The 26,235-nt window shown below is 63.8% G+C and carries 22 protein-coding genes; 11 read left to right on the top strand and 11 right to left on the bottom strand.

Annotation, left to right across the window (positions count from 1 at the left end):
• The first annotated feature begins 121 nt into the window (after nucleotides 1-121).
• Nucleotides 122-1,732, top strand: coding sequence for an alpha-amylase family glycosyl hydrolase (locus XI02_RS44450; RefSeq protein ID WP_172646326.1), 1,611 nt, complete (start codon nucleotides 122-124; stop codon nucleotides 1,730-1,732).
• On the opposite strand, the gene XI02_RS44445 is transcribed toward XI02_RS44450, so the two are convergent.
• Complete coding sequence (locus XI02_RS44445) at nucleotides 1,720-3,420, bottom strand: alpha-amylase family protein (protein ID WP_016845512.1); 1,701 nt, start codon at nucleotides 3,418-3,420, stop codon at nucleotides 1,720-1,722. The two genes, XI02_RS44450 and XI02_RS44445, sit on opposite strands and share 13 nt — an antisense overlap.
• A 217-nt stretch (nucleotides 3,421-3,637) precedes the next feature.
• Here XI02_RS44445 and XI02_RS44440 point away from each other — a divergent pair, with 217 nt between their 5' ends.
• The gene (locus XI02_RS44440; protein ID WP_016845513.1) at nucleotides 3,638-4,120 is read left to right on the top strand and encodes an MmcB family DNA repair protein; all 483 of its coding nucleotides are present in this window, start codon (nucleotides 3,638-3,640) and stop codon (nucleotides 4,118-4,120) included.
• A 312-nt stretch (nucleotides 4,121-4,432) separates the two neighbouring features.
• Here XI02_RS44440 and XI02_RS44435 read toward each other — a convergent pair whose 3' ends face one another.
• Together XI02_RS44435 and XI02_RS44430 are read right to left on the bottom strand one after the other, a co-directional pair.
• A complete protein-coding gene (locus XI02_RS44435) occupies nucleotides 4,433-4,987 on the bottom strand; it encodes an ActR/PrrA/RegA family redox response regulator transcription factor (RefSeq protein WP_016845514.1) in 555 nt (184 codons plus the stop codon).
• A 134-nt stretch (nucleotides 4,988-5,121) separates the two neighbouring features.
• A complete protein-coding gene (locus XI02_RS44430) occupies nucleotides 5,122-6,441 on the bottom strand; it encodes an ActS/PrrB/RegB family redox-sensitive histidine kinase (RefSeq protein WP_172646327.1) in 1,320 nt (439 codons plus the stop codon).
• 141 nt (nucleotides 6,442-6,582) lie between these two features.
• Here XI02_RS44430 and XI02_RS44425 point away from each other — a divergent pair, with 141 nt between their 5' ends.
• The 4 genes from XI02_RS44425 to XI02_RS44410 all read left to right on the top strand — a co-directional run bounded on the left by XI02_RS44425 (nucleotide 6,583) and on the right by XI02_RS44410 (nucleotide 10,693).
• Entirely contained in the window at nucleotides 6,583-7,377 is a 795-nt protein-coding gene (locus tag XI02_RS44425; RefSeq protein ID WP_172646328.1) for an ABC transporter ATP-binding protein, read from the top strand.
• The gene (locus XI02_RS44420) at nucleotides 7,374-8,198 is read left to right on the top strand and encodes an ABC transporter permease (RefSeq protein WP_172646329.1); all 825 of its coding nucleotides are present in this window, start codon (nucleotides 7,374-7,376) and stop codon (nucleotides 8,196-8,198) included. The genes XI02_RS44425 and XI02_RS44420 overlap by 4 nt, the downstream gene beginning before the upstream one ends.
• A gap of 131 nt (nucleotides 8,199-8,329) precedes the next feature.
• Nucleotides 8,330-9,655 (top strand): polyhydroxyalkanoate depolymerase, encoded by a 1,326-nt coding sequence (locus XI02_RS44415; RefSeq protein ID WP_016845518.1) that lies wholly within the window; start codon nucleotides 8,330-8,332, stop codon nucleotides 9,653-9,655.
• A 198-nt stretch (nucleotides 9,656-9,853) separates the two neighbouring features.
• Entirely contained in the window at nucleotides 9,854-10,693 is an 840-nt protein-coding gene (locus XI02_RS44410; RefSeq protein ID WP_026192005.1) for a M48 family metallopeptidase, read from the top strand.
• A 293-nt stretch (nucleotides 10,694-10,986) separates the two neighbouring features.
• On the opposite strand, the gene XI02_RS44405 is transcribed toward XI02_RS44410, so the two are convergent.
• Nucleotides 10,987-13,248: a transglycosylase domain-containing protein gene (locus XI02_RS44405; protein WP_172646330.1), complete on the bottom strand. Its 2,262-nt coding sequence runs from the start codon at nucleotides 13,246-13,248 to the stop codon at nucleotides 10,987-10,989.
• A 139-nt stretch (nucleotides 13,249-13,387) separates the two neighbouring features.
• Here XI02_RS44405 and XI02_RS44400 point away from each other — a divergent pair, with 139 nt between their 5' ends.
• Entirely contained in the window at nucleotides 13,388-13,813 is a 426-nt protein-coding gene (locus tag XI02_RS44400) for a DUF1330 domain-containing protein (protein ID WP_016845520.1), read from the top strand.
• Between the two features lie 298 nt (nucleotides 13,814-14,111).
• Here XI02_RS44400 and XI02_RS44395 read toward each other — a convergent pair whose 3' ends face one another.
• The 3 genes from XI02_RS44395 to XI02_RS44385 form a co-directional block, all read right to left on the bottom strand.
• Nucleotides 14,112-15,338, bottom strand: a complete 1,227-nt coding sequence (locus tag XI02_RS44395) for an ABC transporter substrate-binding protein (RefSeq protein WP_018269220.1) — start codon at nucleotides 15,336-15,338, stop codon at nucleotides 14,112-14,114.
• Nucleotides 15,339-15,773: 435 nt separating this feature from the next.
• Entirely contained in the window at nucleotides 15,774-16,994 is a 1,221-nt protein-coding gene (locus tag XI02_RS44390) for an ABC transporter substrate-binding protein (protein ID WP_172646331.1), read from the bottom strand.
• Nucleotides 16,995-17,200: 206 nt separating this feature from the next.
• Nucleotides 17,201-17,563: a DUF1304 domain-containing protein gene (locus XI02_RS44385; RefSeq protein WP_172646332.1), complete on the bottom strand. Its 363-nt coding sequence runs from the start codon at nucleotides 17,561-17,563 to the stop codon at nucleotides 17,201-17,203.
• 186 nt (nucleotides 17,564-17,749) lie between these two features.
• Here XI02_RS44385 and XI02_RS44380 point away from each other — a divergent pair, with 186 nt between their 5' ends.
• Nucleotides 17,750-18,274 carry a methylated-DNA--[protein]-cysteine S-methyltransferase gene (locus XI02_RS44380; protein ID WP_172646333.1) on the top strand — a complete coding sequence of 175 codons (525 nt, stop codon included), beginning with the start codon at nucleotides 17,750-17,752 and terminating at the stop codon, nucleotides 18,272-18,274.
• 365 nt (nucleotides 18,275-18,639) lie between these two features.
• Here the strand turns inward: XI02_RS44380 and XI02_RS44955 are convergent, their stop codons facing one another.
• The 4 genes from XI02_RS44955 to XI02_RS44360 form a co-directional block, all read right to left on the bottom strand.
• Nucleotides 18,640-18,945: a hypothetical protein gene (locus XI02_RS44955; protein ID WP_209944049.1), complete on the bottom strand. Its 306-nt coding sequence runs from the start codon at nucleotides 18,943-18,945 to the stop codon at nucleotides 18,640-18,642.
• Between the two features lie 41 nt (nucleotides 18,946-18,986).
• Nucleotides 18,987-19,376 (bottom strand): response regulator transcription factor, encoded by a 390-nt coding sequence (locus XI02_RS44370; protein ID WP_210291220.1) that lies wholly within the window; start codon nucleotides 19,374-19,376, stop codon nucleotides 18,987-18,989.
• Nucleotides 19,377-19,464: 88 nt separating this feature from the next.
• Nucleotides 19,465-20,139 carry a response regulator transcription factor gene (locus tag XI02_RS44365; protein WP_016845529.1) on the bottom strand — a complete coding sequence of 225 codons (675 nt, stop codon included), beginning with the start codon at nucleotides 20,137-20,139 and terminating at the stop codon, nucleotides 19,465-19,467.
• Nucleotides 20,133-21,959, bottom strand: coding sequence for a PAS domain S-box protein (locus XI02_RS44360; RefSeq protein ID WP_172646334.1), 1,827 nt, complete (start codon nucleotides 21,957-21,959; stop codon nucleotides 20,133-20,135). Before XI02_RS44360 ends, XI02_RS44365 begins: the two co-directional genes overlap by 7 nt.
• Nucleotides 21,960-22,253: 294 nt before the next feature.
• Here XI02_RS44360 and XI02_RS44355 point away from each other — a divergent pair, with 294 nt between their 5' ends.
• The 3 genes from XI02_RS44355 to XI02_RS44345 all read left to right on the top strand — a co-directional run bounded on the left by XI02_RS44355 (nucleotide 22,254) and on the right by XI02_RS44345 (nucleotide 26,204).
• Nucleotides 22,254-22,520 (top strand): hypothetical protein, encoded by a 267-nt coding sequence (locus XI02_RS44355; RefSeq protein WP_172646335.1) that lies wholly within the window; start codon nucleotides 22,254-22,256, stop codon nucleotides 22,518-22,520.
• A 385-nt stretch (nucleotides 22,521-22,905) separates the two neighbouring features.
• On the top strand, nucleotides 22,906-24,261 hold the full coding sequence (locus tag XI02_RS44350; RefSeq protein WP_244980885.1) for an HlyD family efflux transporter periplasmic adaptor subunit: 1,356 nt from the start codon (nucleotides 22,906-22,908) through the stop codon (nucleotides 24,259-24,261).
• Nucleotides 24,258-26,204, top strand: a complete 1,947-nt coding sequence (locus XI02_RS44345) for a glycosyltransferase (RefSeq protein WP_194483346.1) — start codon at nucleotides 24,258-24,260, stop codon at nucleotides 26,202-26,204. Before XI02_RS44350 ends, XI02_RS44345 begins: the two co-directional genes overlap by 4 nt.
• Nucleotides 26,205-26,235 lie beyond the last annotated feature (31 nt).

The following is a 26,235-nucleotide window of genomic DNA, read 5'->3' as shown; positions in this document are numbered from 1 at the left end:
GCTGCGCTGCATCCGGGCTACGGCGCCATTTTTCCGTCCCGAATTGTGCGTCATCCCTGAACCGATCGGCCGCCCCGGGCGCGGGGCCGCCTGGGCCGGGCTGCGAGCTTGGGGGGATCGGATGGATCAGGACAACAGGGACTGGTGGCGGCGCGGCATTTTCTATCAGGTCTATCCGCGCTCGTTTCAGGATAGCGACGGTGACGGCGTCGGCGATCTCAAGGGGATCATCAAGCGACTGCCCTATCTGACGCGGCTTGGCGTCGACGCGGTGTGGCTGTCGCCGATCTTCCCGTCGCCGATGGCCGATTTCGGCTACGATATCTCCGATTACACCGGCATCGATCCGTCGTTCGGGACGATGGAGGATTTCGACGCGTTGATCGCGGCCGCGCACGATTCCGGCCTCAAGCTGATCCTCGATCTGGTGCCGAACCACACATCCGACCAGCATCCCTGGTTCATCGAGGCGAAGAGCTCGCGCGACAACCCCAAACGCGACTGGTACATCTGGCGCGATCCGGCGCCGGACGGCGGCCCGCCCAACAACTGGCTGTCCGAGTTCGGCGGCAGCGCCTGGGCGTATGACGAGGCCTCGGGCCAATACTATTATCACGCCTTCCTCGCGCAGCAGCCCGATCTCAACTGGCGCAATCGCGAGGTCAGGGACGCGATCTACGACGTGATGCGCTTCTGGCTGCGCAAGGGCGTCGACGGCTTTCGCGTCGACGTGATCTGGCACCTGATCAAGGATGCCGACTTCCGCGATAACCCGACGAACCCGCATTATCGCGCGGACCGGCCGCCGCACGAGAAGCTGCTGACGCAATATTCGACCGATCAGCTCGAGGTGCACACCGTCATCACCGAGATGCGCGGCGTCACCGAGGAATTCGACAACCGCGTGCTGATCGGCGAGATCTATCTGCCGCTGCACCGGCTGGTTGCCTATTACGGCAACGATCTGCGCGGCGCGCAGATGCCGTTCAACTTCGCGCTGCTGTCGACATTGTGGAGCGCGCGAGCGGTCGAGATGATCATCGCCGATTACGAAAAGGCGCTGCCGCCTGGTGCGTGGCCAAACTGGGTGCTCGGCAATCACGACCGGCCGCGGGTGGCGAGCCGGGTGGGGCCGGCGCAGGCGCCGGTTGCCGCGATGCTGCTGCTGACGCTGCGCGGCACGCCGACGCTCTATTACGGCGACGAGATCGGCATGCGCCAGGTTGCGATTGCACCGGATCAGGTGCGCGATCCCTTCGAGAAGAACGTGCCGGATATCGGCGTCGGCCGTGACGGCTGCCGCACGCCGATGCAATGGAGCGCCGAGCGCCATGCCGGCTTCTCGACGGCTCCGCCGTGGCTGCCGCTGGCGCAGGATTTTGCCAGCGACAATGTCGCAAGTCTCGAGGCGGAACGGGCGTCGATCCTCAACCTCTACAAGGCGCTGATCGCGCTGCGGCGAAGGCTGCCGCAGCTCGTCCGTGGCAGCTATGAGCCGGTGGCGGCGCACGGTGATGTGCTGCTCTACCGGCGGCGCAGCACGGACGGCGTCGTCGTCGTGATCGCGCTGAATTTCGGCGCGGCCGCCGCGTCGGTCTCCTCGAGCGCGATCGGCTTCAGCAATGAAGTCCTGCTGTCGACCTTGATGGACCGGCAAGGCGAGAAGATCGAAGGCGTGCTCGATCTGCGTGCCAATGAGGGCGTGATCCTCGGGCCGCATCAGGACGATTGACGCCGGGTGCGGGGCTCCATGGTATCGATGTCGCTGCGCTTGAGCAGATAGTCGAGCCCACCGACCCGGTACCAGCGATAGCCGTAGGCCTCCATCAGAAGCTTGTGGCGACCGGCCTCGTCGGCGCGGCTGTGGTCCTCGGTCAGGAGGTTGACCAGGAGATTGCCGGCGTCGTCGGGCAGCCCGACGTTGAAGGAAATCTCGAGCGGCTTTTCCGCGAAATTGTGCACGAACAGCACCGAGTTGTTACGCCAGTCGTACCGGATGATCAGGATGGCGGGATTTCGGCTTGCGATAACCCTGAAATCTCCCCAGCCGACCTCGGGAACTTCCTTGCGCATCCGCACGATGCGCTCGGTCCAGTTCAGCATCGAATTGGGGTCGCGCCGTTGTTTGGCCGCGTTGACGTGCTCATAGCCATACGGTCCATTGTCGATGACGGGAACACATGGCCGATCGCTTTCGGTGAAGCCGGCGTGCGGCTCGGTCGACCATTGCATCGGCGTGCGCGCGCAACCGCGTTCGGGCAGGTCGAGATTGTCGCCCATGCCGAGTTCATCGCCGTAGCGGATCACGGGCGTGCCGGGAAGCGTGCACATCACGCTGTAAGCGAGCTCGATGCGTCGGCGGTCGCCGCCCAGCATGGGCGCAAGCCGTCGCCGGATGCCCCGGTCGTAGAGCTGCATGCTCTTGTCGGCACCGAATGCCTCGAACACCGTCTCGCGCTGCGGCTTCGACAGGCGGCCGAGGTCGAGTTCATCATGATTGCGCAGGAACAAGCCCCATTGTGCGGTCGCGGGCCGTGGCTTGGTCGCCGTCAGTGCCTTCGCCAACGGCTTCGTATCCGCCGACGCCAGCGCGTAGAACAGATGCTGATTGACGTGGAAGTTGAACATCATGTGCATTCGGTCGCCGTCACGCCCGAAGTATTCCATGTCCGTCTCGGGCAATACGTTGGCTTCGGCGAGGATGATCGCGTTGCCCTGGCGCCATTGCAGGAATTCCCGAAACGATCGCAGCATGTCGTACTGCTCGACCGGCTTGCGCCTAGAGGCGCCCTTGGTCGCGATCACGAAGGGCACGGCGTCCATGCGGAAGCCCGAGACGCCGAGCTGGATCCAGAACCCCATGATCTTGAGGATCTCGGCCTGTACATGCGGGTTCGATGTGTTGAGGTCCGGCTGGAAATCGTAGAAGCGATGGAAGTACCAGGCGCCGGCTTGCTTGTCGCGCGTCCAGGTCGATTTCTGAACGCCGGGAAATACCATGCCGGTATTGGCATTGGCGGGCTTCTTGTCCGACCAGACATACCAGTCGCGGTACGGCGAGTCCTTCGACCTGCGCGCCGATCGAAACCAGTCGTGCTGATCCGAGGTGTGATTGACGACGAGGTCGATGATGACGCGGATGCCGCGCTGCTGGCAGCCATGGGTAAATTCAACGAAATCGCCCAGCGTGCCGTAGCGCGGATCGACGTCGTAATAATCCGAGATGTCGTAGCCGTCGTCCCTGTTGGGCGAAGGCTGAAACGGCATCAGCCAGATCGCGGTGATGCCGAGCCCGTGCAAATAGTCCAGGCGCCGGAGCAGACCGCTGAAATCACCGATGCCATCGCCGTTGGCATCCATGTAGGTGCCAACCGACAGGCAGTAGATCACTCCGTTCTTGTACCAGAGGTCGTCGATCACCAGGCAATCCTCTCCAGTCCCACCCGTGGCGGCGGCCGGGAGGATAAGCGGTGAGGCGGCGACGGGTTCCTGCGGAGCGCCGTCCCGCAACGGAGCCGGACGACGCTCCGCGCCGGCTGACGCTGCCGCGCTCCATCGGTTGGAGCATGATCTCCACGGAAAACCGGCTTCCACTTTTCCGGATCATGCTCTCGTGGAATCGGCTAATCTTCGCTCAATGGACTCATCCGCCCGCCAGATCGCGCTTGTGCCCGCGCCCGACCGACGCCAGTCGGAGACCGCGCTTGCGATCGCGCGCGGCACGGCGAGGCTTCTGAGGTCGCTGGGATTTTCCTGCATCAGCGAATTGCCGCTGCCGTCCGGCCGAAGAGCCGATCTGGTCGCGCTGAACGAGCGCGGCGAGATCTGGATCGTCGAGATCAAGTCATCGGTCGAGGATCTGCGCGCCGACCAGAAATGGCAGGACTACCGGATGCATTGCGACCGGCTGTTCTTCGCCTTCACGCAGGATCTGCCGTGCGAGATCTTTCCCGTCGACACCGGTTTGATCATCGCCGACGCCTATGGCGCGCATCTGCATTGCGAGGCGCCGGAGCATCGCCTGCCGGCGGCAACGCGCAAGGCGATGACGGTGCGCTTTGCCATGGCCGCGGCGCAGCGCATCAACCGGCTGGTCGATCCGCAGGGACACGAGTTTTAGCGAAGAACATTGCTGTTGCCCCGTCATCCCCGCGCAAAGGCCTCGCCTTTGTCGCCGGAGGCGCGAGCGGAGCGAGCCTCGAAGGATGAATCGGCCCGGCTGGTGGCCGTCGACCCTTCGGGACGGCCGCTTCGCGGCCTCCTCAGGGTGACGGACATAGAGGCGTAGGATGGGTAGAGCGAAGCGAAACCCATCACTTGCCGCCGCGGCGTGAAGTTGGTGGGTTTCGCTTCGCTCTACCCACCCTACGAAGCGACGAAAAGCAAATGGCCGGGGCGAGCCCGGCCATCGCGAAAACAAATGAAGCGTCGCTTAGCGCGGGGCGCGCTTGGCGAGGATGCGCTGCAAGGTGCGGCGGTGCATGTTGAGACGGCGCGCGGTCTCCGAGACGTTGCGGTTGCACATCTCGTAGATGCGCTGGATGTGCTCCCAGCGCACGCGGTCCGCCGACATCGGATTGGCCGGCAGCTCGGACTTCTCGGTGCCGGTCGCGAGCAGCGCGGCGACGACGTCATCGGCGTCGGCGGGCTTCGAGAGATAATCGACGGCGCCCATCTTCACTGCGGTGACGGCGGTGGCGATGTTGCCGTAACCGGTCAGCACGATCGCGCGCGCCTCGGGGCGCTTGCGCTTCAACGCCGAAACGACGTCGAGGCCGTTGCCGTCGCCGAGGCGGAGATCGACGACCGCGAAAGCGGGCGCGGCGCGGCCGATCTCGGCGAGACCATCAGATACCGTGTCGCATGACTTCACCGCGAAACCCCGCGTCTCCATCGCGCGCGACAGGCGTTCCAGGAACGGCTTGTCGTCCTCGACGATGAGGAGCGAGCGGTCGGCATGGTCATTCAGTTCAGTGATGGCGTTCACGATCCATTTTTCCCTGTGGCAGACCCCTATTATATGGGGTCCTACTGCGGCGCTGCCAAGGCAGCCGAAAGTCGCGTGCTCGTCTGGAAAGAGCAATGCATCCGTAATGCCAGGGTTGCGATTAAGAATCGTTCTTAGGATTCGGTTTCGTCGCCCGGCGCGGATTCCTCGAAGCGCTCGCGCGGCCAGACGATCTGCACCACGGCGCCGTGATCGGGAAAGGTGCGATTGGTAAACGACACCTTGGCGCCAGTGCGTTCCAGCAGCGTCCTTGCGATGAAAACGCCCAGACCGAGGCCCCCACGTGGGTTTTGGGCCTCATCCGCACCTCGGCGACGCGACAGATACGGCTCGCCGATCCGCTTCAGCATGTCGGGCGCGATGCCCGGACCGTCGTCGGAGACGACGACCTCAACGGTCTCGGCGTTCCACCACGCGTTCACCTCGACGGTCTGGTGCGCGAAATCGACCGCATTTTCGAGAATGTTTCCGACGCCATAAAGGATCGCCGGATTGCGCGCGACGACCGGTTCAGGCGTTGCTGCGACAGCAAGCCGCACCTTGATGTTGATGCCGAAATCGCGATGCGGCGCCACCGCCTCCTCGATCAGGGTCGACAGCTTCATGGTGTCGAACGGCGCGCCGCTCGATGACAATTGCGCGATCTTGCTCAGGATGTCGCGGCAGCGCTGCGCCTGCTCGCGCAGGGTCTTGAGGTCGCCGGCGATCGCCGGGTCATGCACCGTCTTCTCGAGCTCGCGCGAGATCAGGAAGATCGTCGACAGCGGCGTGCCGAGCTCATGCGCGGCGGCGGCGGCGAGGCCGTCGAGCTGGGTCAGATGCTGCTCGCGCGTCAGCACCAGCTCGGTGGCGGCGAGCGCATCGGAGAGCTGGCGTGCTTCCTCGGTCACCTGGAATGCGTAAAGACTGGTGACACCGATCGCGAGCAGGATCGAAAGCCAGACGCCGATCAGATAGATCGGCGGCAGCACCAAGGGATCGTCGGCATCCCAGGGCAGCGGCAGATGGTAGAAGAACAGCGCCGAGGCGCAGGCGACCGCAAGGCAGCCGAGCGCGATCGTCAGCCGGATCGGCAGCACGGTGGCCGAGATCAGGACCGGCGCCAGGAACAGGAACGAGAACGGGTTCTGCAATCCGCCGGTGAAGTACAAGAGCCCGCCGAGCTCGACGATGTTGAACGCGAGCAGCGCCGCGGCATAGGCCGGCTCCAGCCGTTGCATCGGGTTGAAGGCGATCTGCAGCGCCAGGTTGAGCAGCGCCGAGAACGCCACGATGGTGACGCAGGGGACGATCGGAACGTCGAATTCCAGTCCCTGCGCCACGATGAAGATGGCGACGAGCTGGCCGAGCGCGGCGAGCCAGCGCAACCGCAGGATCGTATCCAGGCGGACATAGCGGCGGGGTTGGCGGAAATCGGAAGCGACGTCGGTCATCCCTGGACCTTAGCTGCGCCGTGGGCGGCGCACAAATTCGCGACCTAGCGCAACGCTGCAGGGCAAGCCTTTAATCACCGCCAAGCCTTGAATTACCGCCAAGCCTTGCGCTTATTGTCGCAATGGCTCAATGACGGCCACATGCAACAGGTCGGGACAGGTCAGGCGCAAACGCCGGCGGTCGATCAGGGCGGATCGGCCGCGATCGACGTTGCGCATCTCGTCAAGGTCTACAAGGCCACCCGCGCGGTCGACGATATCTCGTTCCGCATCGCGCGCGGCAGCATCACCGGCCTGCTCGGCGGCAATGGTGCCGGCAAGACCACGACGATCGCGATGATCATGGGCCTGGTGCTGCCGACCTCGGGCAGTGTCGAGGTGCTCGGTGCACGAATCCCCGAGCAGCGCTACGATGTGCTCGGCCGGATGAACTTCGAAAGCCCCTATGTCGACATGCCGATGCGGCTCACGGTGCGGCAGAATCTGACCATTTTCGGCCGCCTCTATGCCGTGCAGCATTTGTGTCAGCGGATCGACCAGCTCGCCGACGATCTCGATCTCAAGGAATTCCTCGATCGCTCCAACGGCAAGCTCTCCGCCGGGCAGAAGACCCGCGTCGCGCTGGCGAAGGCGCTGATCAACGAGCCCGATCTCTTGCTGCTCGACGAGCCGACCGCTTCGCTCGACCCGGATACCGCCGACTGGGTGCGGCAGCATCTCGAGACCTACCGCAAGACCCATAACGCGACGATCCTGCTGGCGTCACACAACATGCTGGAGGTCGAGCGCCTCTGCGACCGCGTCATCATCATGAAGCGCGGCAAGATCGAGGACGACGACAGCCCCGAGCGGATCATGGCTCGCTACAACCGCGACACGCTGGAAGAGGTGTTTCTCGACGTCGCGCGCGGCCGGGTGCGGGAGGGCACACCATGAGTGAACTCGTCAGCCAGCACCAGCGCGGGATTTCACTGCAACGCATCAACGCGATGGTGCTGCGCTATTGGTATCTGCTGATGTCGTCATGGCCGCGGCTTTTGGAGCTGGTCTACTGGCCGGCCTTGCAGATCATCACCTGGGGCTTCCTGCAGAATTACATCTCGCAGGCATCCGGCTTCTTCGCCAAGGCGGGCGGCACACTGATCGGCGCCGTGATCCTGTGGGACATCCTGTTCCGGGGGCAGCTCGGCTTCTCGATCTCGTTCCTGGAGGAGATGTGGGCACGCAACCTCGGCAACCTGATGATGAGCCCGCTCAAGCCGATCGAATTCCTGCTTTCGCTGATGATCATGAGCCTGATCCGGCTCGCCATCGGCGTGATCCCGATGACGCTGCTGGCGCTGTTCTTTTTCGGCTTCAACTTCTACGCCATCGGGCTGCCGCTGATCGCGTTCTTCTGCAATCTGATCTTCACGAGCTGGTCGGTCGGCGTGTTCGCCTCGGGCCTCGTGCTGCGCAACGGGTTAGGGGCGGAAAGCATCGTCTGGACGCTGATGTTCGCGGTGATGCCGCTCGCCTGCATCTACTATCCGGTCGAGGTGCTGCCAGCCTGGCTGCAAGCTGTCGCCTGGACGTTGCCGCCGACCTATGTGTTCGAAGGCATGCGCTCGCTGCTGATCGATCACGTCTTCCGCGCCGACCTGATGGTATGGGCGCTGGTCATCAACGCGATCCTGTTCGCTGCCTCTTTTGCGAGCTTTCTTGCCCTTTTGCAGAGCGCCAAGCGCAACGGCTCGCTGCTCAGCAGTGGTGAATAAATGTCACTTTCTCGTGGATTCTCGGTGCATTAGCCCGATATCGCCCCCACATTCGGCTAGCGGCGCATTGACGCATTGTTGCGCAGCGGTCAGTATGCTGCGGCGCAGAATTAGGGGTCTGAGAGAACATTATGCCCATCGGTGAATTTGGTGCACCGCCACTGGCGGCGGAAGGCAGCCCGGCACTTACGACGCCGCTCTACTGGATGTACGAGATGGCGCATGCGTCACTCAACCCGGCGCGCGCGGTGACCGACGCCACCAAGATCCTGTTTCAGAACCCGCTCAATCCGTGGACGCACACCGAGTTCGGCAAATCGGTCGCGGCCGGCTGCGAGCTGTTCGAGCGCACCACGCGCCGCTACGGCAAGCCGGATTGGAACCTGCCCACTACCGAGGTCAACGGGCTGCGCACGCCGGTCGAGGTCCGCTCGATCTGGGAAAAGCCGTTCTGCCGCCTGCTGCATTTTGATCGCAAGTTCACGCGTCCGCTGCGCGCGCCGCAGCCGCGGGTGCTGATCGTCGCGCCGATGTCGGGCCACTATGCGACGCTGCTGCGCGGTACCGTTGAGGCGTTCCTGCCGACGCACGAAGTCTACATCACCGACTGGGCCGATGCGCGCATGGTGCCGCTTGCGGAGGGCCGGTTCGATCTCGACGACTATGTCGATTACGTGATCGAGATGCTGCATGCGCTCGGCGGCAACATGCACGTCATCGCGGTGTGCCAGCCTTCGGTGCCGGTCCTTGCGGCCGTCTCCGTCATGGAAGCGAACCACGACCCGTTCGTGCCGCTGTCGATGACGCTGATGGGCGGGCCGATCGACACGCGGCGCAATCCGACTGCGGTCAACAACCTTGCCGAACAGCGCGGCATCGAATGGTTCCGCAGCCATGTCATCACCAAGGTGCCGTTCCCGCATCCGGGCGTGATGCGCGACGTCTATCCGGGCTTCCTGCAGCTCAACGGCTTCATCAGCATGAACCTGGATCGGCACATGGACGCGCACAAGGCGCTGTTCGCCCATCTGGTGAAGGGTGACGGCGATCTGGCCGACAAGCACCGTGAATTCTATGACGAATATCTCGCCGTGATGGACCTCACCGCGGAGTATTATCTGCAGACCGTCGACCTCGTCTTCGTCAAGCACGCGCTGCCCAAGGGCGAGATGACCCATCGCGGCAAGCCGGTCGATCCGTCGAAGATCCGCCGCGTTGCGCTGATGACGGTCGAGGGCGAGAAGGACGATATCTCCGGTCTCGGTCAGACCGAGGCAACGCATGCGCTTTGCACTGCTATCCCGAACCATCGCCGCGTGCACTACGTGCAGAAGGGCGTCGGGCACTATGGTGTGTTCAACGGCTCGCGTTTCCGCTCCGAAATCGTGCCGCGGATCTCCGATTTCATGGTTTCGGCGGCCAATACGCGGCTTTCGCTGGTCGCTGCAGCCGAATAGGTATCGCCCCGGCCGCGATTTTCGCGGTCGCACAAGTCACTGATTTAACTAAAAAAATCTCAAATCGGGGAAGGTCAAAGGGATGAATATAGGTTCATCCTTTGTGCCTTGTTTTTGACTCGGATTCACTCAAAAAATTCCGGTTCCGCCCCCTGCCGGTAGAGGTCAATTAACGGCCAGCCCCTGTATATTGGGCAAATGATTTGTTTTTGCGCCGAGCGCTTTCCCTGGCGGCGGATATGGCAAAGTTCGGGCGAACTCCTGCTCCCCGGACTCTCAGAAATGGCTACTCGCGCGCTCCTCTATCGGCGGCCTGCCGAACCCGCGACCGTATTGGTCAGACACGGCTCCCAGTTCTTCACCGTCAGGTTGCGCCGGCACAGGCGCGCGCGCCGCTACACGCTCAGGATACATCCGACCGATCGCGAAGCGATCCTGACGATGCCGCCGCGCGGCACGATCCCCGAAGCCAAGGAGTTCGCCAATCTCCATGGCGGCTGGATCGCCGCCCGTCTCGGCCGCTTGCCGAAGGCGGCGCCGTTCCAGCCCGGCACGGTGGTGCCGTTGCGCGGCGTGCCGCATCGCCTGGTGCACCGATCGGGCGAGCGCGGCACGGTGTGGACCGAGACGCGCGACAGCGGCGAGAAGATCATTTGCGTCGCCGGCGGCGTCGAGCACATGGACCGCCGGGTGCATGACTTTCTCAAGCGCGAGGCGCGCAAGGATCTGCAGAAGGCGGCACAGCTGCACGCGGCCGAACTCGGCGTGCGGGTGCGGCGGCTTTCGATTCGCGATCAGTCCAGCCGTTGGGGCTCGTGCACCTCGGCGGGATCTCTGTCGTTTTCGTGGCGGCTGATCCTGGCGCCGCCCTTCGTGCTCGATTACCTCGCCGCGCACGAGGTCGCCCATCTCGTCGAGATGAACCACTCGGCGCGGTTCTGGCGGGTGGTCGACAAGGTCTGCGCGTCGGTGACGCGCGCCAAGAACTGGCTCGATACCTACGGCAACGACCTGCACCGCTACGGGATTCAGGAGTAGGGGAACGCTTGGTCCCGAACGTTGCTGTCATCGCCCGCGAAAGCGGGCGATCCAGCATTCCAGAATGCCCCGTGCGTAGCCCGGATGGAGCGAAGCGCAATCCGGGGCGGCTCTCAACGCGGCGCGACCGGTCCCCGGATTTCGCTTCGCTTCATCCGGGCTACGACGTGACGTGAACTGTCCGCCTAAAGCGCGATGTGATTAGGTTGAATCGTCATCGCGCTTTAGCTCTTTGTTTGAGCATGATCTTTTCGGAAAACCGCTTCGCACTTTTCCGGATCATGCTTTAGAGCCTACCGAAACAGCCGATCCGCCAGCCAGCCGTCCAGGCCTGCCGCAGCCTCCGGCCGCGCGTTCGGATTGGGTGGCGCCGCGGCGCGCGCCGGCGTCGGCGATGGCGGGCGATAATAGCTGCCGCCGGATGGTCCCGGCGGCTGCGGCTGCGGTGCCTGCATCGGCGGCTGAATCTGCATCGGCGCCGCCGGCGCAGACGGCGCGGTGACCTGCGACGAGATCTGCATCAGGTTCGCCGGCCCCCAACTGCCTTGCGAGTTCGGGATCGCGGCGACCGGCACGCCCTGATGCGCCGCCTTCATGAAGCGGGTCCATACTTCGACCGGCAAGCCGCCGCCGGTCGCCTTCTTGGTCGGTGAATTGTCGTCATTGCCGAGCCAGACGCCGGTGACGAGCTTGGCGGTGTAGCCGATGAACCAGGCGTCGCGATAATCCTGGCTGGTGCCGGTCTTGCCGGCGGCGGTCCAGCCCGGAATCTCCGCCTTGCGCGCGGTGCCGGAGATCAGCGTCTCGCGCATCATGCTGTTCATCATCGAATCATAGCGCGGCTCGATCACCTGGTTGGGCGGATCGGTCGGACGGTCATAGAGCAGCTTGCCCGAACTGGTCTTGATCTTGGTCACCACATGCGGCGACACCACGTAGCCGCCATTGGCGAACGGCGCATAGGCGCCGACCAGCTCGATCACGGAGACTTCCGAGGTGCCGAGCGCGATCGAGACGTTGGGCTCCAGCTTGGAGGAGATGCCGAGCCGGTGCGCGGTACGCACCACATTCTTGGCGCCGACCTCGACGCCGAGCCGCACCGCGACCGTGTTCAGCGACATCGCCAGCGCCTGGGTCAATGTCACCGAGCCGAAATATTCGTGGGTGTAGTTCTCCGGCTTCCAGCCCTTGATGTCGAGCGGCGCGTCGGTGCGGATGGTGTCCGGCGTCAGCCCTGCTTCGACCGCGGTGAGATAGACGAACGGCTTGAACGCCGAGCCCGGCTGCCGCTTCGCGGTGACCGCGCGATTGTACTGGCTCTCCGAGTAGTTCCGGCCGCCGACCATGGCGCGCACCGCACCGTCCGGCGTCATCGCCACCAGCGCGCCCTGGCTGACATTGAACTTCACGCTTTTGGCGGCGAGCTCATCGATGATGGCGGCTTCGGCGACGTTCTGCAGCTTCGGATCGATCGTGGTCTGCACCACGATGTCCTGGTCGATCTGGCCGACCAGATCGTCGAGCACTTCGCCGATCCAGTCGGCGACATAGTTCACGGTGCCGGCGCCGGCCGGCTTCACCGCGATCGAGGGCTGGCCGATCGAGGCCTTGGCCTGCGCCTCGGTGATGAACTTGGCGTCGGCCATCGCCGCCAGCACGACCTGCGCGCGCTGCTCGGCGCCTTCCGGGTTGCGGTTCGGCGCCAGCCGCGACGGCGACTTGACGAGGCCGGCCAGCATCGCGGCTTCCGGCAGCGTGACGCTCTTCGCCGACTTGCCGAAATAGCGCTGCGCGGCGGCCTCGACGCCATAGGCGCCGGAACCGAAATAGACCCGGTTGAGATAGAGCTCGAGGATCTCGTTCTTGGAATGCTTGCGCTCCAGCCAGAGCGCGAGCTCGGCCTCCTGCAGCTTGCGCTGCATGGTGCGCTCCTGGGTCAGGAACAGGTTCTTGGCGAGCTGCTGGGTCAGCGTCGAGCCACCCTGCGAGACGCCGCGGTGCAGGAGGTTGGTCACCGCCGCGCGCAGGATGCCGACCGGGTCGACGCCGTAATGCGAATAGAAGCGGCGGTCCTCGATGGCGATGAAGGCCTTCGGCAGATAGGGCGGCAGATCCTTCAACGCGATGTTGGCGCCGGCCATTTCGCCGCGCTGCGCCAGCACGCTGCCGTCGATGCCGACGATCTGGATCGTCGGCGGACGCTTGGGAATCTCCAGCGACTGGATCGGCGGCAGATGCGCGCCGACCCACACCACGACACCGATCACCGCAATCCCTGCCCACAGGCCGAGCACCGCGGTCCAATAGAACAGGCGGCCGATACCGAAGCCGCGCGACTTGCTGCGCCGCTTGCTGCCGCTGCGCGACGGGCGCGGTTTCTCGCTACCGGAATCGCTGCCCTTGTCGCTGCTCTTGGGTTTGGATTTGGCGGGCTTGTCGTCGCCGCCGCCGCCGGGAATGCGATCGGACGGCGACAGTCGGAGGTCGGCAAGCGCGGCCGGAAGCCCGAACAGCGGCTCCTTGCGCGCACCGCCTTTTTTACGTCCCCACGCCATCCGCAACGCTCACACCCTGACAGGGACGCACGCTAGCGTTCCCGGTTTAAGGGGCGGTTACGCAAAGCTTAACGGGGGATTAGGAGGTGAGGCAGCGCGTGCTACATAGAGACGGAACAAGAAAACGAAGGAGCACCGCATGGGCCATATCGATCCGACCAAGGACGTTTTCGCGCAATTCCGGGACAACAACCGGCCGGGCCCGATCCACATGCTCAACCTGGTGCGCCTGCGCGAATGGGCGGCCTATCCGGACGGCCGCAAGGCCACCGGCGCGGAGGCTTATGCGGCCTATGGCCGCGAGAGCGGGCCGGTGTTCGAACGGCTCGGCGGCCGCATCGTCTGGCAAGGCCGCTTCGAGCTGATGCTGATCGGCCCGCAAGAGGAGCGCTGGGATCACTGCTTCATCGCGGAATATCCGAGCGTCGCCGCCTTCGTCGAGATGATCCGCGATCCCGTCTATCGCGAGGCGGTGAAACACCGCCAGGCCGCGGTGGACGATTCCCGCCTGATCCGGCATGCCGTGCTGCCGGTCGGCAAGAATTTCGGCGAGATTCCGAAGTGATATCGTAGCAAAGCGCGATATTCATTCCGTCATCCTGAGGCGCGAGCGGAGCGAGCCTCGAAGGATGCACGGCCCAGCTGTGTCAGCAGCCGGGCCGTCGACCCTTCGAGACGGCCGCTATGCGGCCTCCTCAGGGTGACGGGTTTTACTCGTCATGCGCGGGCTTGACCCGCGCATCCATCGGAGAAGAGGCCTTCTCAATTGATGGCTTGCCGGGTCAAGCCCGGCAATGACGAGCTCCAAAAACAAATCGGCGGCCCGGAGGCCGCCGATTGCATTTCAAACCTGCGCGAACCGGCTAGCCCGCCGGGCCGGCGTCCTCGAGGATCGGGCCGAACAGCTCCCAGCGCTCGCCGTTGAAGCGCATCATCTGCAGCTGCTTGTTGACGCGATAGTCGTTCGGCGCGGTGTTGCCCTTGATGCCGGGCAGCGCCATGTCGAGTTCGACATTCTTCAGGTTGGTCGCCTGCTTCAGCACGTTGTCGCGGGTCAGGTCGTCGCCGCACTGCTTCAGCACATGCACCATCAGCTGGGCGGTCGAGTAGCCATAGGTGTTGAAGTTCGAGTTCTTGTCGCCGTCGGGATAGTACTTGGCCATGAAGTCGAAATAGCGCTTCATGCCCGGATCGTCTTTCCACTGCGGATCGGCCGGATCCTTGCCGTAATTGGTGCTGATCAGGCCCTTGGAGGCTTCCAGGCCCGCCGGCTGCAGCACGGCGCCGACCGAGGTCGCGTTGATGTCGACGATGTGGATCGGGTGCCAGCCGAGCTCCGCGATCTTCTTGATCGCCTGCGCCGCCTGCTTCGGCGTCGAGGCCGAGAAGAACAGGTCGGCGCCGGCGTCCTTGATCTTGATCACCTGGGAATCGATGGTCGGGTCGGAGACCTCGTAGGAGGCTTCGGCCACGATCATCTTGGCGGCCTTGTCGCCGAGTCCGGCCTTGATGCCGTTCAGATAATCCTTGCCGAGGTCGTCGTTCTGATAGAGCACGCCGATCTTGGCGTTGGGGTGCTCCTTCAGGATGTACTGGCCGTAGATGCGGCCTTCGACGAAGTAGTTCGGGTTGAAGCCGAGCGTCCAGGGGAAGTTCTTCGGGTCGGTGAACTTCGAGGCGCCGGTGGCGGCAAACAGCTGCGGCACCTTCTTGGCGTTGAGATATTTCTGCACCGCGGCGTTCGACGGCGTGCCGACGATCTGGAAGGTCAAGAGCACCTCGTCGCTCTCGACGAGCTTGCGCACCTGCTCGACGGCCTTCGGCGGCGAATACGCGTCGTCATACTGGATCAGGTTGATCTTGCGGCCGTTGATGCCGCCCTGATCGTTGATCATCTTGAAGTAGGCCGCCTGGGTCTTGCCGATCGAGGCATAGGCGGAGGCCGGTCCGGAGAAGGGGACGGTCTGGCCGATCTTGATCTCGGTGTCGCTCGCGCCGGGATCGTACTTCTTCTGCGCAAAGGCCGACGTTGCAGACAGCGCGATCGCGAGCGCCGTTCCCGTGACCAGGTGGAAAATCCCGTTCCTCATAGTGCTGTTTCCCTCACGTGACTGATGGTTGGCCGATGATCTTGTCCGCGGGTTCAAGGTCCCGCGGTCGCCATCGCTGGGCCGGAATACTGGAGGAACCCTTGCTGCAACGCAAGACGAGCGCTGCCGAAAAGGTGAGCGATTTCAGTCAACCAAAGTAGGGGGCGATGCGAAAAGCAGAACGCTGGGGGAAGTGATGTGCGCGTCACGGAAGGCGGGTTGAGTTCGTCGAACCTACCGCCGTAAACGCATTGTCCCCGTCATCCTGAGGAGCGCGCAGTGCGTCTCGAAGGATGCACGGCCCCGCTGGTGGCCGCCGACCCTTCGAGACGGTCGCTGTGCGGCCTCCTCAGGGTGACGGTGATAAAGTGTGGGAGACAAAAACAAATCGGCGGCCTGGAGGCCGCCGATTGCATCTCAACTCTGTCCGAACGGCTAGCCCGCCGGTCCGGTGTCCTCGATGATCGGGCCGAACAGCTCCCAGCGCTCGCCGTTGAACTTCATCATCTGCATCTGCTTGTTGATGCGGTAGTCGTTCGGTCCCGTCGTAATCGACATGCCCGGCAGCGCGAGGCTCGGCACGAACTTCTTCAGGCTGGTCACCTGCTTCATCAGGTTCTCGCGGGTGAGTTCGTCGCCGCATTGCTTGAGCACCTGGATCAGCAGCTCGGCCGTCGAGTAGCCGTAGGTGTTGACGGTGTTGAGCTTGTCGCCTTCCGGATAATACTTGTCCATGAAGGCGAAATAGGCCTTCACGCCGGGATCGTCCTTCCATTGCGGGTCGGCGGGATCCTTGCCGTAATTGGTCGAGATGATGCCCTTGGAGATGTCGAGACCGGCCGGCTTCAGCGTCGCCGACACCGGGCTCGCGTTGATGTCGAGGATGTGCACCGGGTTCCAGTTGAGATCGGCGATCTTGCGGATCGCCTGCGCGGCGAATTTCGGTGTCGAGGCGTCGTAGACCAAATCGACCCCGGCGGCTTTCAGCTTCACGATCTGGGAATCGACCGTCGGGTCGGTCAGCTCGTAGGACACCTCGGTGACGATCATGCTCGCGGCCTTGTCGCCGAGCCCGCTCTTCAGGCCGGTGATGTAGTCGCGGCCGAGATCGTCGTTCTGGTAGAAGATGCCGATCTTGGCGTTCGGGTGATTGGCCAGGATGTATTTGGCGTAGATGCGTCCCTCGGACTGGTAGTTCGGATTGAACGCGATCGTCCACGGCGCATTCTGCGGATCGGAGAAGCGCGAGGCGCCGGTGGAGGCGAGCAGCTGCGGCACCTTCCTGGCATTCAGGTATTTCTGCACGGCGGCATTCGACGGCGTGCCGATGATCTGGAACGTGAACAGCACCTCGTCGCCCTCGACGAGCTTGCGCACCTGCTCGACCGCCTTCGGCGGCGAATAGGCGTCGTCATACTGGATCAGGTTGAGCTTGCGGCCGTTGATGCCGCCCTGCTCGTTGATCATCTTGATATAGGCGGCCTGGGTCTTGCCGATGCCGGCATAGGCGGATGCCGGGCCCGAGAATGGCACGGTCTGGCCGATCTTGATCTCGGTGTCGGTCGCGCCGACGTCGTATTTCTTCTGCGCGGTGGCCGATGTAACCGACAACGCGATCGCAAGCGCCGTCGCAGCGAGCAATTGCACGCTTCTCATGTCCGTGACCTCCCATGTTGCCGGTGATCTTGTCCGCAAGCGACGGCCGGCGGATGTCACCGTTGTCAGGGATGATGGAGGAACGTCGGGGGCATTGCAAGACGATGCACCCTGCGCGCGATGTCGCGTTTGAGCATGATCCGGAAAAGTGTGAAGCGGCTTTCCGAGCGGATCATGCTCAGGAAAAACAAAAGCGCGCCCGCGCTTTAAGCGAGCCAGAGCAGGATCAGCGCGAGCGCAGCGGGAGCCGCCTGCACATAAAGAATGCGGCGGCTGACAGTGGCGGCGCCATAGGCGCCGGCGACGATCACGCAGAGCAGGAAGAATGTCTTGATCTGGAACGCGAAGCCGGCGTTGCCGTGCACCAGGCCCCAGATCAGTCCGGCGGCGAGGAAGCCGTTATAGAGCCCCTGATTGGCGGCGAGCACCGCAGAATCCGTTGCCTTCTCGATCGAGTTGCGGAAGGTCTTCAGCCCGAGCGGCCCGGTCCACAGGAACATCTCGAGCACAAGGAAATAGATGTGCAGCGCGGCCACCACCGCGACCAGAACATTGGCAAGCAACAGCATATTGCGGTCCCCCCAAGAGCTTCGCTTCTGATTGAATCAGAACCGAAGCTCAAGATTCTTGTTTTGACGCGTTTTCTTCACGCGAACCGGTGTCCACTTCGCCCAAAAACGCGTTAACCGGAATTCGGGTGGACGCTAGCATGCGAGCGGTGAATTGTATGCCGAGCAACTCCGAGAGCGATCACCATGGCCGACCGCAAGACAGCGCAGACCTTCAACCTCGACCGCCTCAAGACCCCGATCGGCACGGCGCTGCTGGTGACCGATGATGACGGCGTGCTGCGCGCGCTCGACTGGGACGACTATGAAGGGCGCATGCTCGACCTGCTGCGGCTGCATTATGGCGCCGTGACGCTGCGGGACGGCCGTGCGCCGGCTGCGATGCGCAAGGCGCTCGGCGATTACTTCAAGGGCGATCTCGATCGGCTCACCGATATCGAATGGCGCGTCGCCGGCACGCCGTTCCAGCAGAAGGTCTGGCACGCGCTGCCGAAGATTGCGCCGGGCACCACCATGAGCTACGGCGCGCTGGCGGTGAAACTGAATGCACCGAACGCGATGCGCGCGGTCGGCCATGCCAACGGCTCCAACCCGATCAGCGTCGTCGTGCCGTGCCACCGCCTGATCGGCGCCAACGGCTCGCTGGTCAAATATGGCGGTGGGCTGGAGCGCAAGCGCTGGCTGCTGCGTCACGAGGGCGTGGAGGTGTAGCGGCCCACTTCAGCCGCCGGTGCGGTAATCAATCGAGATCTTCGCGGGGCATATTGCGCAGATCGCGCACGATATAGAGGAACACAACGAACGAAGGCACCCACGCGAGTATCGCTCCTGCCAGCATCGCATCGACCGTCGTCATGAAGACTCCCTCAAGCGCTGTTGGCACTCGCCGTCAGATCGGCTTTTTGACAAGGGGCCGGTTCTGGGGAAGGGATACAGCCACTTCCAATAGGCCTTGTTGCGCTCCAGCTGCCGCTTGTGGACGTCGCGGCACTTCGTCGAGCAAAACTGCTCAAAATACCAGCTATGCCGGATCAGCCCGAAAGGCCGTTTGCATCCCGGGTTTCCGCAGCGGGCTGTCATGACACTGCCTCCGCATTCGAGCGCGTGAACCAGCGGATGAAGTCCTCCTGACCTTTGTAAAGGCACAGGCGTCCGCAATAGCGTTCACCCGCCGGATTTCGCAAACAGATGATCTTGGGCTCTTCGCTGTCACACTGGGCGCAGCGCGGTTCCGCACGCATGGCGACCTCCCTCCGAGGAATTGCCATCTGCCAATCAAAATGTCTGGTGCTGTCCTCGCCATCGATCTTCCCGAAGGACGACGATGCGAACTCTCGCGCCGCCGCCATCCATGCGCAACTTGTCCAGATGTTTTGCGGCATCATCCTTGCGTATAGCCGGCCCGGTGATGGCTGATTGCAACTCACGCGCCCGGCGCCGTGCGGTGCTGCGCGAGGGCGGCATCGAGGCATTTGATCAGGACGTCCCCGTCGCAGGGCTTGATCAGAAAGCAGATCGCTCCAGCCTTCAGCGCCCGGACGCGATCGCTTTCGACGGAGAACGCCGTGACGAAAATGAACGGAAAGCGGCGCCCGCTGGCAATCAGATGGCTCTGCAGGTCGAGCCCGCTCATGGCCGGCATCCTGACATCCGCGATCACACAGGATGTGTCATTCAGGCGGGGCGAGTGTAGAAATTCCTCGGCCGAGGCGAAGGTCTCGACCGCGTAGCCCAGTGATCTGACGAGATTATCGGTCGCGGTGCGAACCGACAGGTCATCGTCGATGATTGATATCACTGGCGTGTTGGACAAGGAGGTTTTCCGTGACCGCAGGGGGCCTCTGGCGTGTGCATCATGTGGGGGCCACAGTGCGTCGCCAATCGGGGCCGGAGAATCATACTTAGGTTTGCGCCCCGCCGGATGCCTGCCCGATGCCGAGCATCTGCGCCATCCTGACCAGGTCGGGCAATGATTTCGCCGCCATCTTCCGCATGATGTGCCCGCGATGAATCTTGACCGTGATTTCGGCTACGCCGATTTCAGCGGCAACCTGCTTGTTCATGAGCCCCGCGGTGACGAGGCTCATGATCTGGCGTTCACGCGGCGTCAGGGTCGCGAAGGCGGCGCGCAGGTTTGCAAGAACCTTGGCCTCATCGCGACGATTCCTGTCGCGCTCGATCGCTGTCGTGACGGCATCCAGCATGTCCTGATCGCGGAACGGCTTGGTCAGGAAGTCGACCGCGCCGGCCTTCATGGCCCTGACCGTCATCGGGATATCGCCGTGGCCGGTCATGAAGATGATCGGAATGTGGATGCCGACCTTCGCCAGCTCCGCCTGAAAGTCCAGCCCGCTCACCCGCGGCAACCTGATGTCGAGGATCAGGCAGCTCGGGACATCCGGGGGCTTGCGCTGCAGAAATTCATGGGCCGAGCCGAACGCTGCGGTCCGCAGGCCGACGGACCGGAAGAGATTGCTCAGTGCGTCGCGCACGGACGCGTCGTCGTCGACGACGAAGACGATTGGATCTTCGGAGCTTGCCAGACCCGAAGGCGATGCCGCGCGCCCGGTCACCATGCATGATCCTCTTCGCGCAGTGGCAAGGTGAACTGGAACGTCGTGCCGGGGCCGATGTTCGCGGCCACGGACAGGCGGCCTCGGTGGGCTTCGACGATCGATCGACAGATCGACAATCCCATTCCCATGCCGCTGGCCTTGGTGGTGTAGAAGGCGTCGAACAGCCGTTCGGCATTCTCGGTCGCGATCCCGACGCCACAGTCGGAGACCGTGACCACGATCTGCCCGGCCTCGTCATGGCGCGTCCGGATCACGAGTTCCCGCGGCCTGTCCGTGACCGGCTGCATGGCCTCGACACCATTGAGGACCAGGTTGAGGATGACTTGCTGCAGCTGGATACGGTCGGCGACGACAGACGGGAGCGCGGGAGCGAGGTCGAGCTGCAAGGATACGAGATGGCTCTGCAGTTCATGCTGCACCAGGCCGATCACCTGGTTGATGACGTCATTGATGTCGAGCGGTGCCTTCTGATCGGTGGTCTTGTTCACCATCGCGCGGACGCGCTGGATGACCTCGCCCGCGCGGTTGCCGTCGCTGATGATCGACCTGACCGCGCCGCGGGCTTCGTTCAGATCGGGGGCCGCCCGGTTGAGCCACCGCAGGCAGGCCGCGGCATTGGTGACCACGGCGGCAAGCGGCTGGTTCACTTCATGGGCGATCGATGCGGCGAGCTCGCCGAGCGCCGTCACGCGCGTGACGTGCGCGAGGTTGGTCTGCGCTTCGTGCAATTCCGCCTCGGCTCGCTTGCGGGCGGTCACGTCGGTGACCGCTCCGATGAAATCGGTGTCGCCGGAAAGGTTCGTCACCGCATGTGCCCTGGCGTGAACAAACTTGATCGCCCCATTGGGCATCAGCAATCGGTAGCCGTGCTCGAAGTCCTTGCCGTCGAGCGAGGCGCGGTCGATGGTCCGTTGCACGCGGGCGCGATCGTCCGGATGGACGCGCTGCAGCACCGTGGCATGTGTGATGGAAGGGGCCCTGTCGAATTCGAAGATCCTGAACGTCTCTTCCGACCAGATGATCTCGCCGCTGGCGACGTGCCAGCCGAAGCTGCCGGTGTGGCTCAATCGCTGGGCTTCGGTCAGGTACATTTCACTCTGCTGCAGCGCATTTTCGGCGTGCTTGCGCTCGGTGATATCCTCGCATGCGATCAGCACGATCAGCCGATCGTCCAGCCGCCGCACGGCCTTGGCGTTTTCGCGGACCCAAAGCCGGGAACCGTCCTTGCGGACCTTCCGGATTTCCCAATTATGGGTCTGGCCGATGTTGTCGAGGCATGCCGCGACGTTGCGCTGGACCATATCCCGGTCTTCGGCGGCAAAGACCCTCAGCACGGATTGTCCAAGCAGTTCGTCGACGGTGTAGCCGAGCTGTGCCGCGCCGAACGTGTTGACCGACAGCACGAGGCCCGTTGCGTCGACCATGAAGTACATGACCGGGTTGTGTTCGAACACCTCCTTCCATTGCGCTTCGCTGTTGCGCAGCGCCTCCATCGCGCGCTCCTCGCCGCTGGCTCGGCCGCGCAACATGGCTTCCATCCGCCTTTGCGAGCGGGCCACCAGACGGATCATCAACAATGCGGCGGTCAGCGACGCGACGAGCAGCGCCAGGGCAACCAGATGGGCGGGAGCTGCCGGCTGCGGACCAAGCAACAGCCCGATGCAGGTTGCCGCCAGGGCCAGCACCATGCCGCCGAGCAGCCATTGCTCGGCCGACCAGGACTTCGTGGTCGGGTCGCGGATCATCGGCAGCACCAGCACTTGGCCATCATCATGGGCCGCGCCGCGTCGCTTGGTGACGGCGACCATCAGCGGCGACAACGTCGCCCTCCCAACAAACTGTATATTAGCAGCTTTCTTGCCGCCCGGACGGGATCACGCCGGCCTTTTTGGCGGTCCACATCGGCGAGATCGCGCGGAAAGCGAAGCCGTCGAGCGCGCTCAGGTCCAGGTTGCGACCTAAACTCAAGTATGAGTCGTCCCCACCGAATGTAACGGTCTGATCAACCTCCGTTCAATGGCCCGTTCCATCCCGGTGACTACGCTTATTGGGTAACTCGATGACGGTAGAGATTTCCGGGGTTCAGCAATCGCCAATCCGAGACGGAGATTGAAATGCCCAGCGCGCGCCTGCATCTGATCGTTTGCTCCGACGACGTCGACCACGAGGCAAGGCCTCAGAGACGCGATCGCAGCTTCCAGCCTTCCGTTATCGATGGTGGCAAGCAGACGGCAAGCACGCCGGCCGACAACCCGTGGATCGATCTGCTGGACGCATTCGATCTGGGCGTTGTGGTCTGTCAGGCCAGCTATCTGGCCTTGTTGGGAGTGAGCCTGGCGGCGCTGCAGCCGCAATTCGACGTGCCGGATTCAGGGGGATAGCCGCCCTGAATTCCAAGTCCGGCAGGCTGCCGGGACCGAAGCGCTGGCTGCTCACGCCTGGGTCGCGCAAGACGGGTCCGATCACAGCCTCCGTGAGAGCCCGGAATCCATTCCCCGCCTAGCCCCGGCCTGATGGATTCCGGGCTCAGTCCTGCAGGCGTCCTCAGCTGCGCAACGGCGCACCGGAATGTTGGGCGAAGCAGGTCGACGGCGCGGCTCCCGCGCCAGGGTCCGGACCACGGCAAATTGCAGCAATTTTTTCGAAAGATGCCCCGTTCGCTTTAGCCGCTTTTGAAGCACCTGATTATTGGATCTGTCCGGCAACGGCATCGCTCTGCAGAGCTGTGCGTTGGTTCGCGCACTGACAGATCAGGGGCCGGTCATCATGAATCAGGCACAGCAGCACAAGCCGCTTCCCGAAGACAACAATTCCGTCACCAAGGGGGAGGCCGAGGGCGCACGGGGATTGCAGCGCGATCTGCAGGAACGGCTGCAGCCGGAGCATGACGAGCCGGTCAGCGATAGCGCTCCCCATCCCGAAGCACCCGCCGGCTCGGGCCGGATCGTTCGCCGCCTGCTCAAGGTCGGCATTGGCCTTGCCATCGTGGCCGTCTTCGGATGGCTGCCGCTCAGGGCCGTGTTGCAGACCTCGAGCGTGGAGGCCGTGGTCAATGCCAGGATCGTGACCTTGCGGTCACCGATCGACGGTACCGTGAGCGCGAAGCCGCAGAAATCCACGCAGCTCAGCGTGGTTCGCGAGGGCGATGCGATCCTTCATGTCGTCAACGGGCGCGGCGATCGCGCGCGGCTCGATGATCTCCGGCGACAGATCTCCCGGTTGGAAAATGAGCGCCCGAGTCTGGCCGCCAAGCTTGCGGCTGCCGAGACGGCGCAACAGGATCTTGCCCGCCAGGCCGGCCAGTTCCGTGACGGCCGCATCCTCCAGCTCGAGGCCCGGATCGCCGAAATCCAGACCGCGATCGAGGCCGCCGCCGCGCGGCGGGAGGAGGCCGTGGCCGCCGTCGAGCGGGCGTCGTCGCTGATCAAATCGGGCAGCGTGTCGACGGTCGAAATGGCTCGCCTGACGCGCGAGCAGGCGATCTCGCAGCAGACCGAAATCGGCGCGCGACGGCGTCTCGACGCCGCCAAGGTCGAGCTCACCGCGGCGAGGAACGGCACCTATCTCGGCGACAGCTACAACGACCGGCCGAGCTCCGTGCAGCGCGAGGAGGAGATGCGCCAGCGCGTCAGCGACCTGCGCGCCGATCTGGCGCATGCCGATGCGGAGATCGGCTGGCTGACCCACGAGATCGCCGCCGAGCAGCTGCACTACGTCAACCGGGCCGAAGCCGACATCAAGGCCCCGGTCGGCGGCCGCATCTGGGAGATGATGACCTCGCCCGGCGAGGACGTCAGGGCCGGGCAGCCCTTGCTCAAGCTGCTCGATTGCAGCGGCGCGGTGGTCACGGCGAACGTCACCGAGAGCGTCTACAACGGGCTGAAGCTCGGCGAGCAGGCGAGCTTCGAGCCGAATGACGGCAGCGCCGCGCTGCAGGGCGAGATCGTCAATCTCACCGGCGCGTCGGGCGCGCCCGCGAACCTTGCGATCAATCCGGATGCGCTGAACAAGGAGCCCTATCGGGTCACTGTCTCGATGCCGGCGCTCGACACCACGGGCAAGGATTGCGCGGTCGGCCGCACCGGACGCGTGGTGTTCAACGCGGACGCGGCAAAGTCATGATGGCGGCATTCGCGCCCGGGCTGGTCGCCATCGGCGCCTGTCTTGCAATCCTGCCCCTGCTCCACCGCGAGCAGACCCTGGCCCGCATCCTGATGACCGGGATGTCGTTCGTCCTGCTCATCCACTATTTCGCGTGGCGGGTGACCCACACCCTGCCGCCTCCGGGCCTCACCGCCGACGCGCTGATCGGCTATCCCTTCGTGGCGGCCGAGGCGGCCTCGATGATCGCGGTGTGTCTCTCGCTGCTGTTCCTCAGCCGGACCATCGACCGCTCACCCGAGGTCAATGCGATCCTGCGTCGATCCAGAGCCAGCGCGGATGCCCCGCTCGTGGACGTCTTCATCTGCACCTACAATGAGGAGAAGGCGATCCTGGAGCGCACCATCATCGGCGCGACCGGGCTCAACTATCCCAATTATCGCGTCTGGGTGCTCGACGACGGGCGCCGGCTCTGGCTGCGCCGGCTCGCCCAGGAGCTCGGCTGCAACTATCTGGCCCGCCCGGACAACCGCCACGCCAAGGCCGGCAACATCAATCATGCGCTCCAGCACGTTTCCGGGCTGGCTGAGCGGCCGGAGTCCATCTCGATCCTCGATGCGGATTTTGTCCCGATGCCGGACTTCCTGACCCGGGCGATGAGCCTGATGCAGGACGGCAGCGTCGGCGTCGTGCAGACGCCGCAGCACTTCATCAACCCGGATCCGATCCAGACCAATCTCGCGGCGACCGATGTGTGGCCCGACGAGCAGCGCTTCTTCTTCGATATCCTGATGCCGGCCAAGGATGCCTGGGACACGGCGTTCTGCTGCGGCACTTCATCGCTGATCCGCTTCTCCGGCCTGATGCAGATCGGCGGCTTCCCGACCGATTCGGTGACGGAGGATTACCTCGTCACGCTGCGCCTGAAGGAGAAGGGATTGCGTACGGTCTATCTGAACGAGCGCCTGACCATCGGCCTCGCGCCGGAGGGACTGAAGGAATATATCACGCAGCGCGGCCGCTGGTGTCTCGGTTTCATGCAGATCTTCCGGGGCCGCAGCGGGCCGTTCTCGCGGCAATCGAAGCTTGCCTTCATGGACCGGCTGTCGCTGGTCGACGCCTTCATGAGCTGGGCGGCGGTCTACAGCACCAAGGTTTTCGGCCTGGTCGTGCCGTGGCTTTATCTGCTGTTCGGGATCAAGGCGGTCCATGCCGACCTGTTCGAGCTGCTGAAATATTTCTTGCCGTTCTATGTCTGGCACGCCTTCACCATGGCCTGGATCTCGCGCGGCCGCTCGCTTGCGATCATGACCGACGTCTCGCAATACATCGCAGCGCCCGCGGTGTTGAAGGCGGTCATGACCGGCCTCGCCCGGCCGCAGGGCCACAAGTTCAAGGTGACGGCCAAGGGCGGCGACCGCAACCGCCGCTTCATCGAATGGCCGCTGCTGCGGCTCTATGGTGCCGCCCTGCTGATCACGCTGCTGGCGATCGCCTACGCGTTCATCCTGCATCTGCGCGGCGACAGCATCGCCTATGGCGGGCTGGCGCTGGCCTGGAGCCTCTATAATTGCGTCGTACTCGCGATCGTGTGCTTCATCTGCATCGAGCAGCCGCGGCGCCGCAAGGCCGAGCGGTTCGAACGCGACGAGCCGATCTTGATCCATCAGGACGGCGAGATGCGCTTGATCCGGATGGCCGACATCTCGATCTCGGGTGCGCGCTTCATCGATCCCGTCCCGCCCGCCATCGGTTCCTTGATCAAATGCAATGTCTACGGACAGAACGTCGCGGCGACCGTGGTCCGTCGCACCCGCGACGGCTTCGGCGTCCGCTTCGAGGATGCGGTGGCGACGCGGGTCAATGTCGTGCGCGCGTTCTATGCCGGCGAATATGTCCGCGCCTTCCACGGCGTGCGCGCGGCGCCGGTCGGCAAGGCCCTGCTGATGCGGTTGTTCGGTTGATCCGCCACGGAATTGGGGCTTCGCAGCGCGG

Origin of the sequence: Bradyrhizobium sp. CCBAU 21365, from assembly GCF_015291305.1 — a bacterium.
Taxonomy (GTDB): domain Bacteria; phylum Pseudomonadota; class Alphaproteobacteria; order Rhizobiales; family Xanthobacteraceae; genus Bradyrhizobium; species Bradyrhizobium elkanii.
This window is presented reverse-complemented; position numbering and strand designations above follow the sequence as displayed.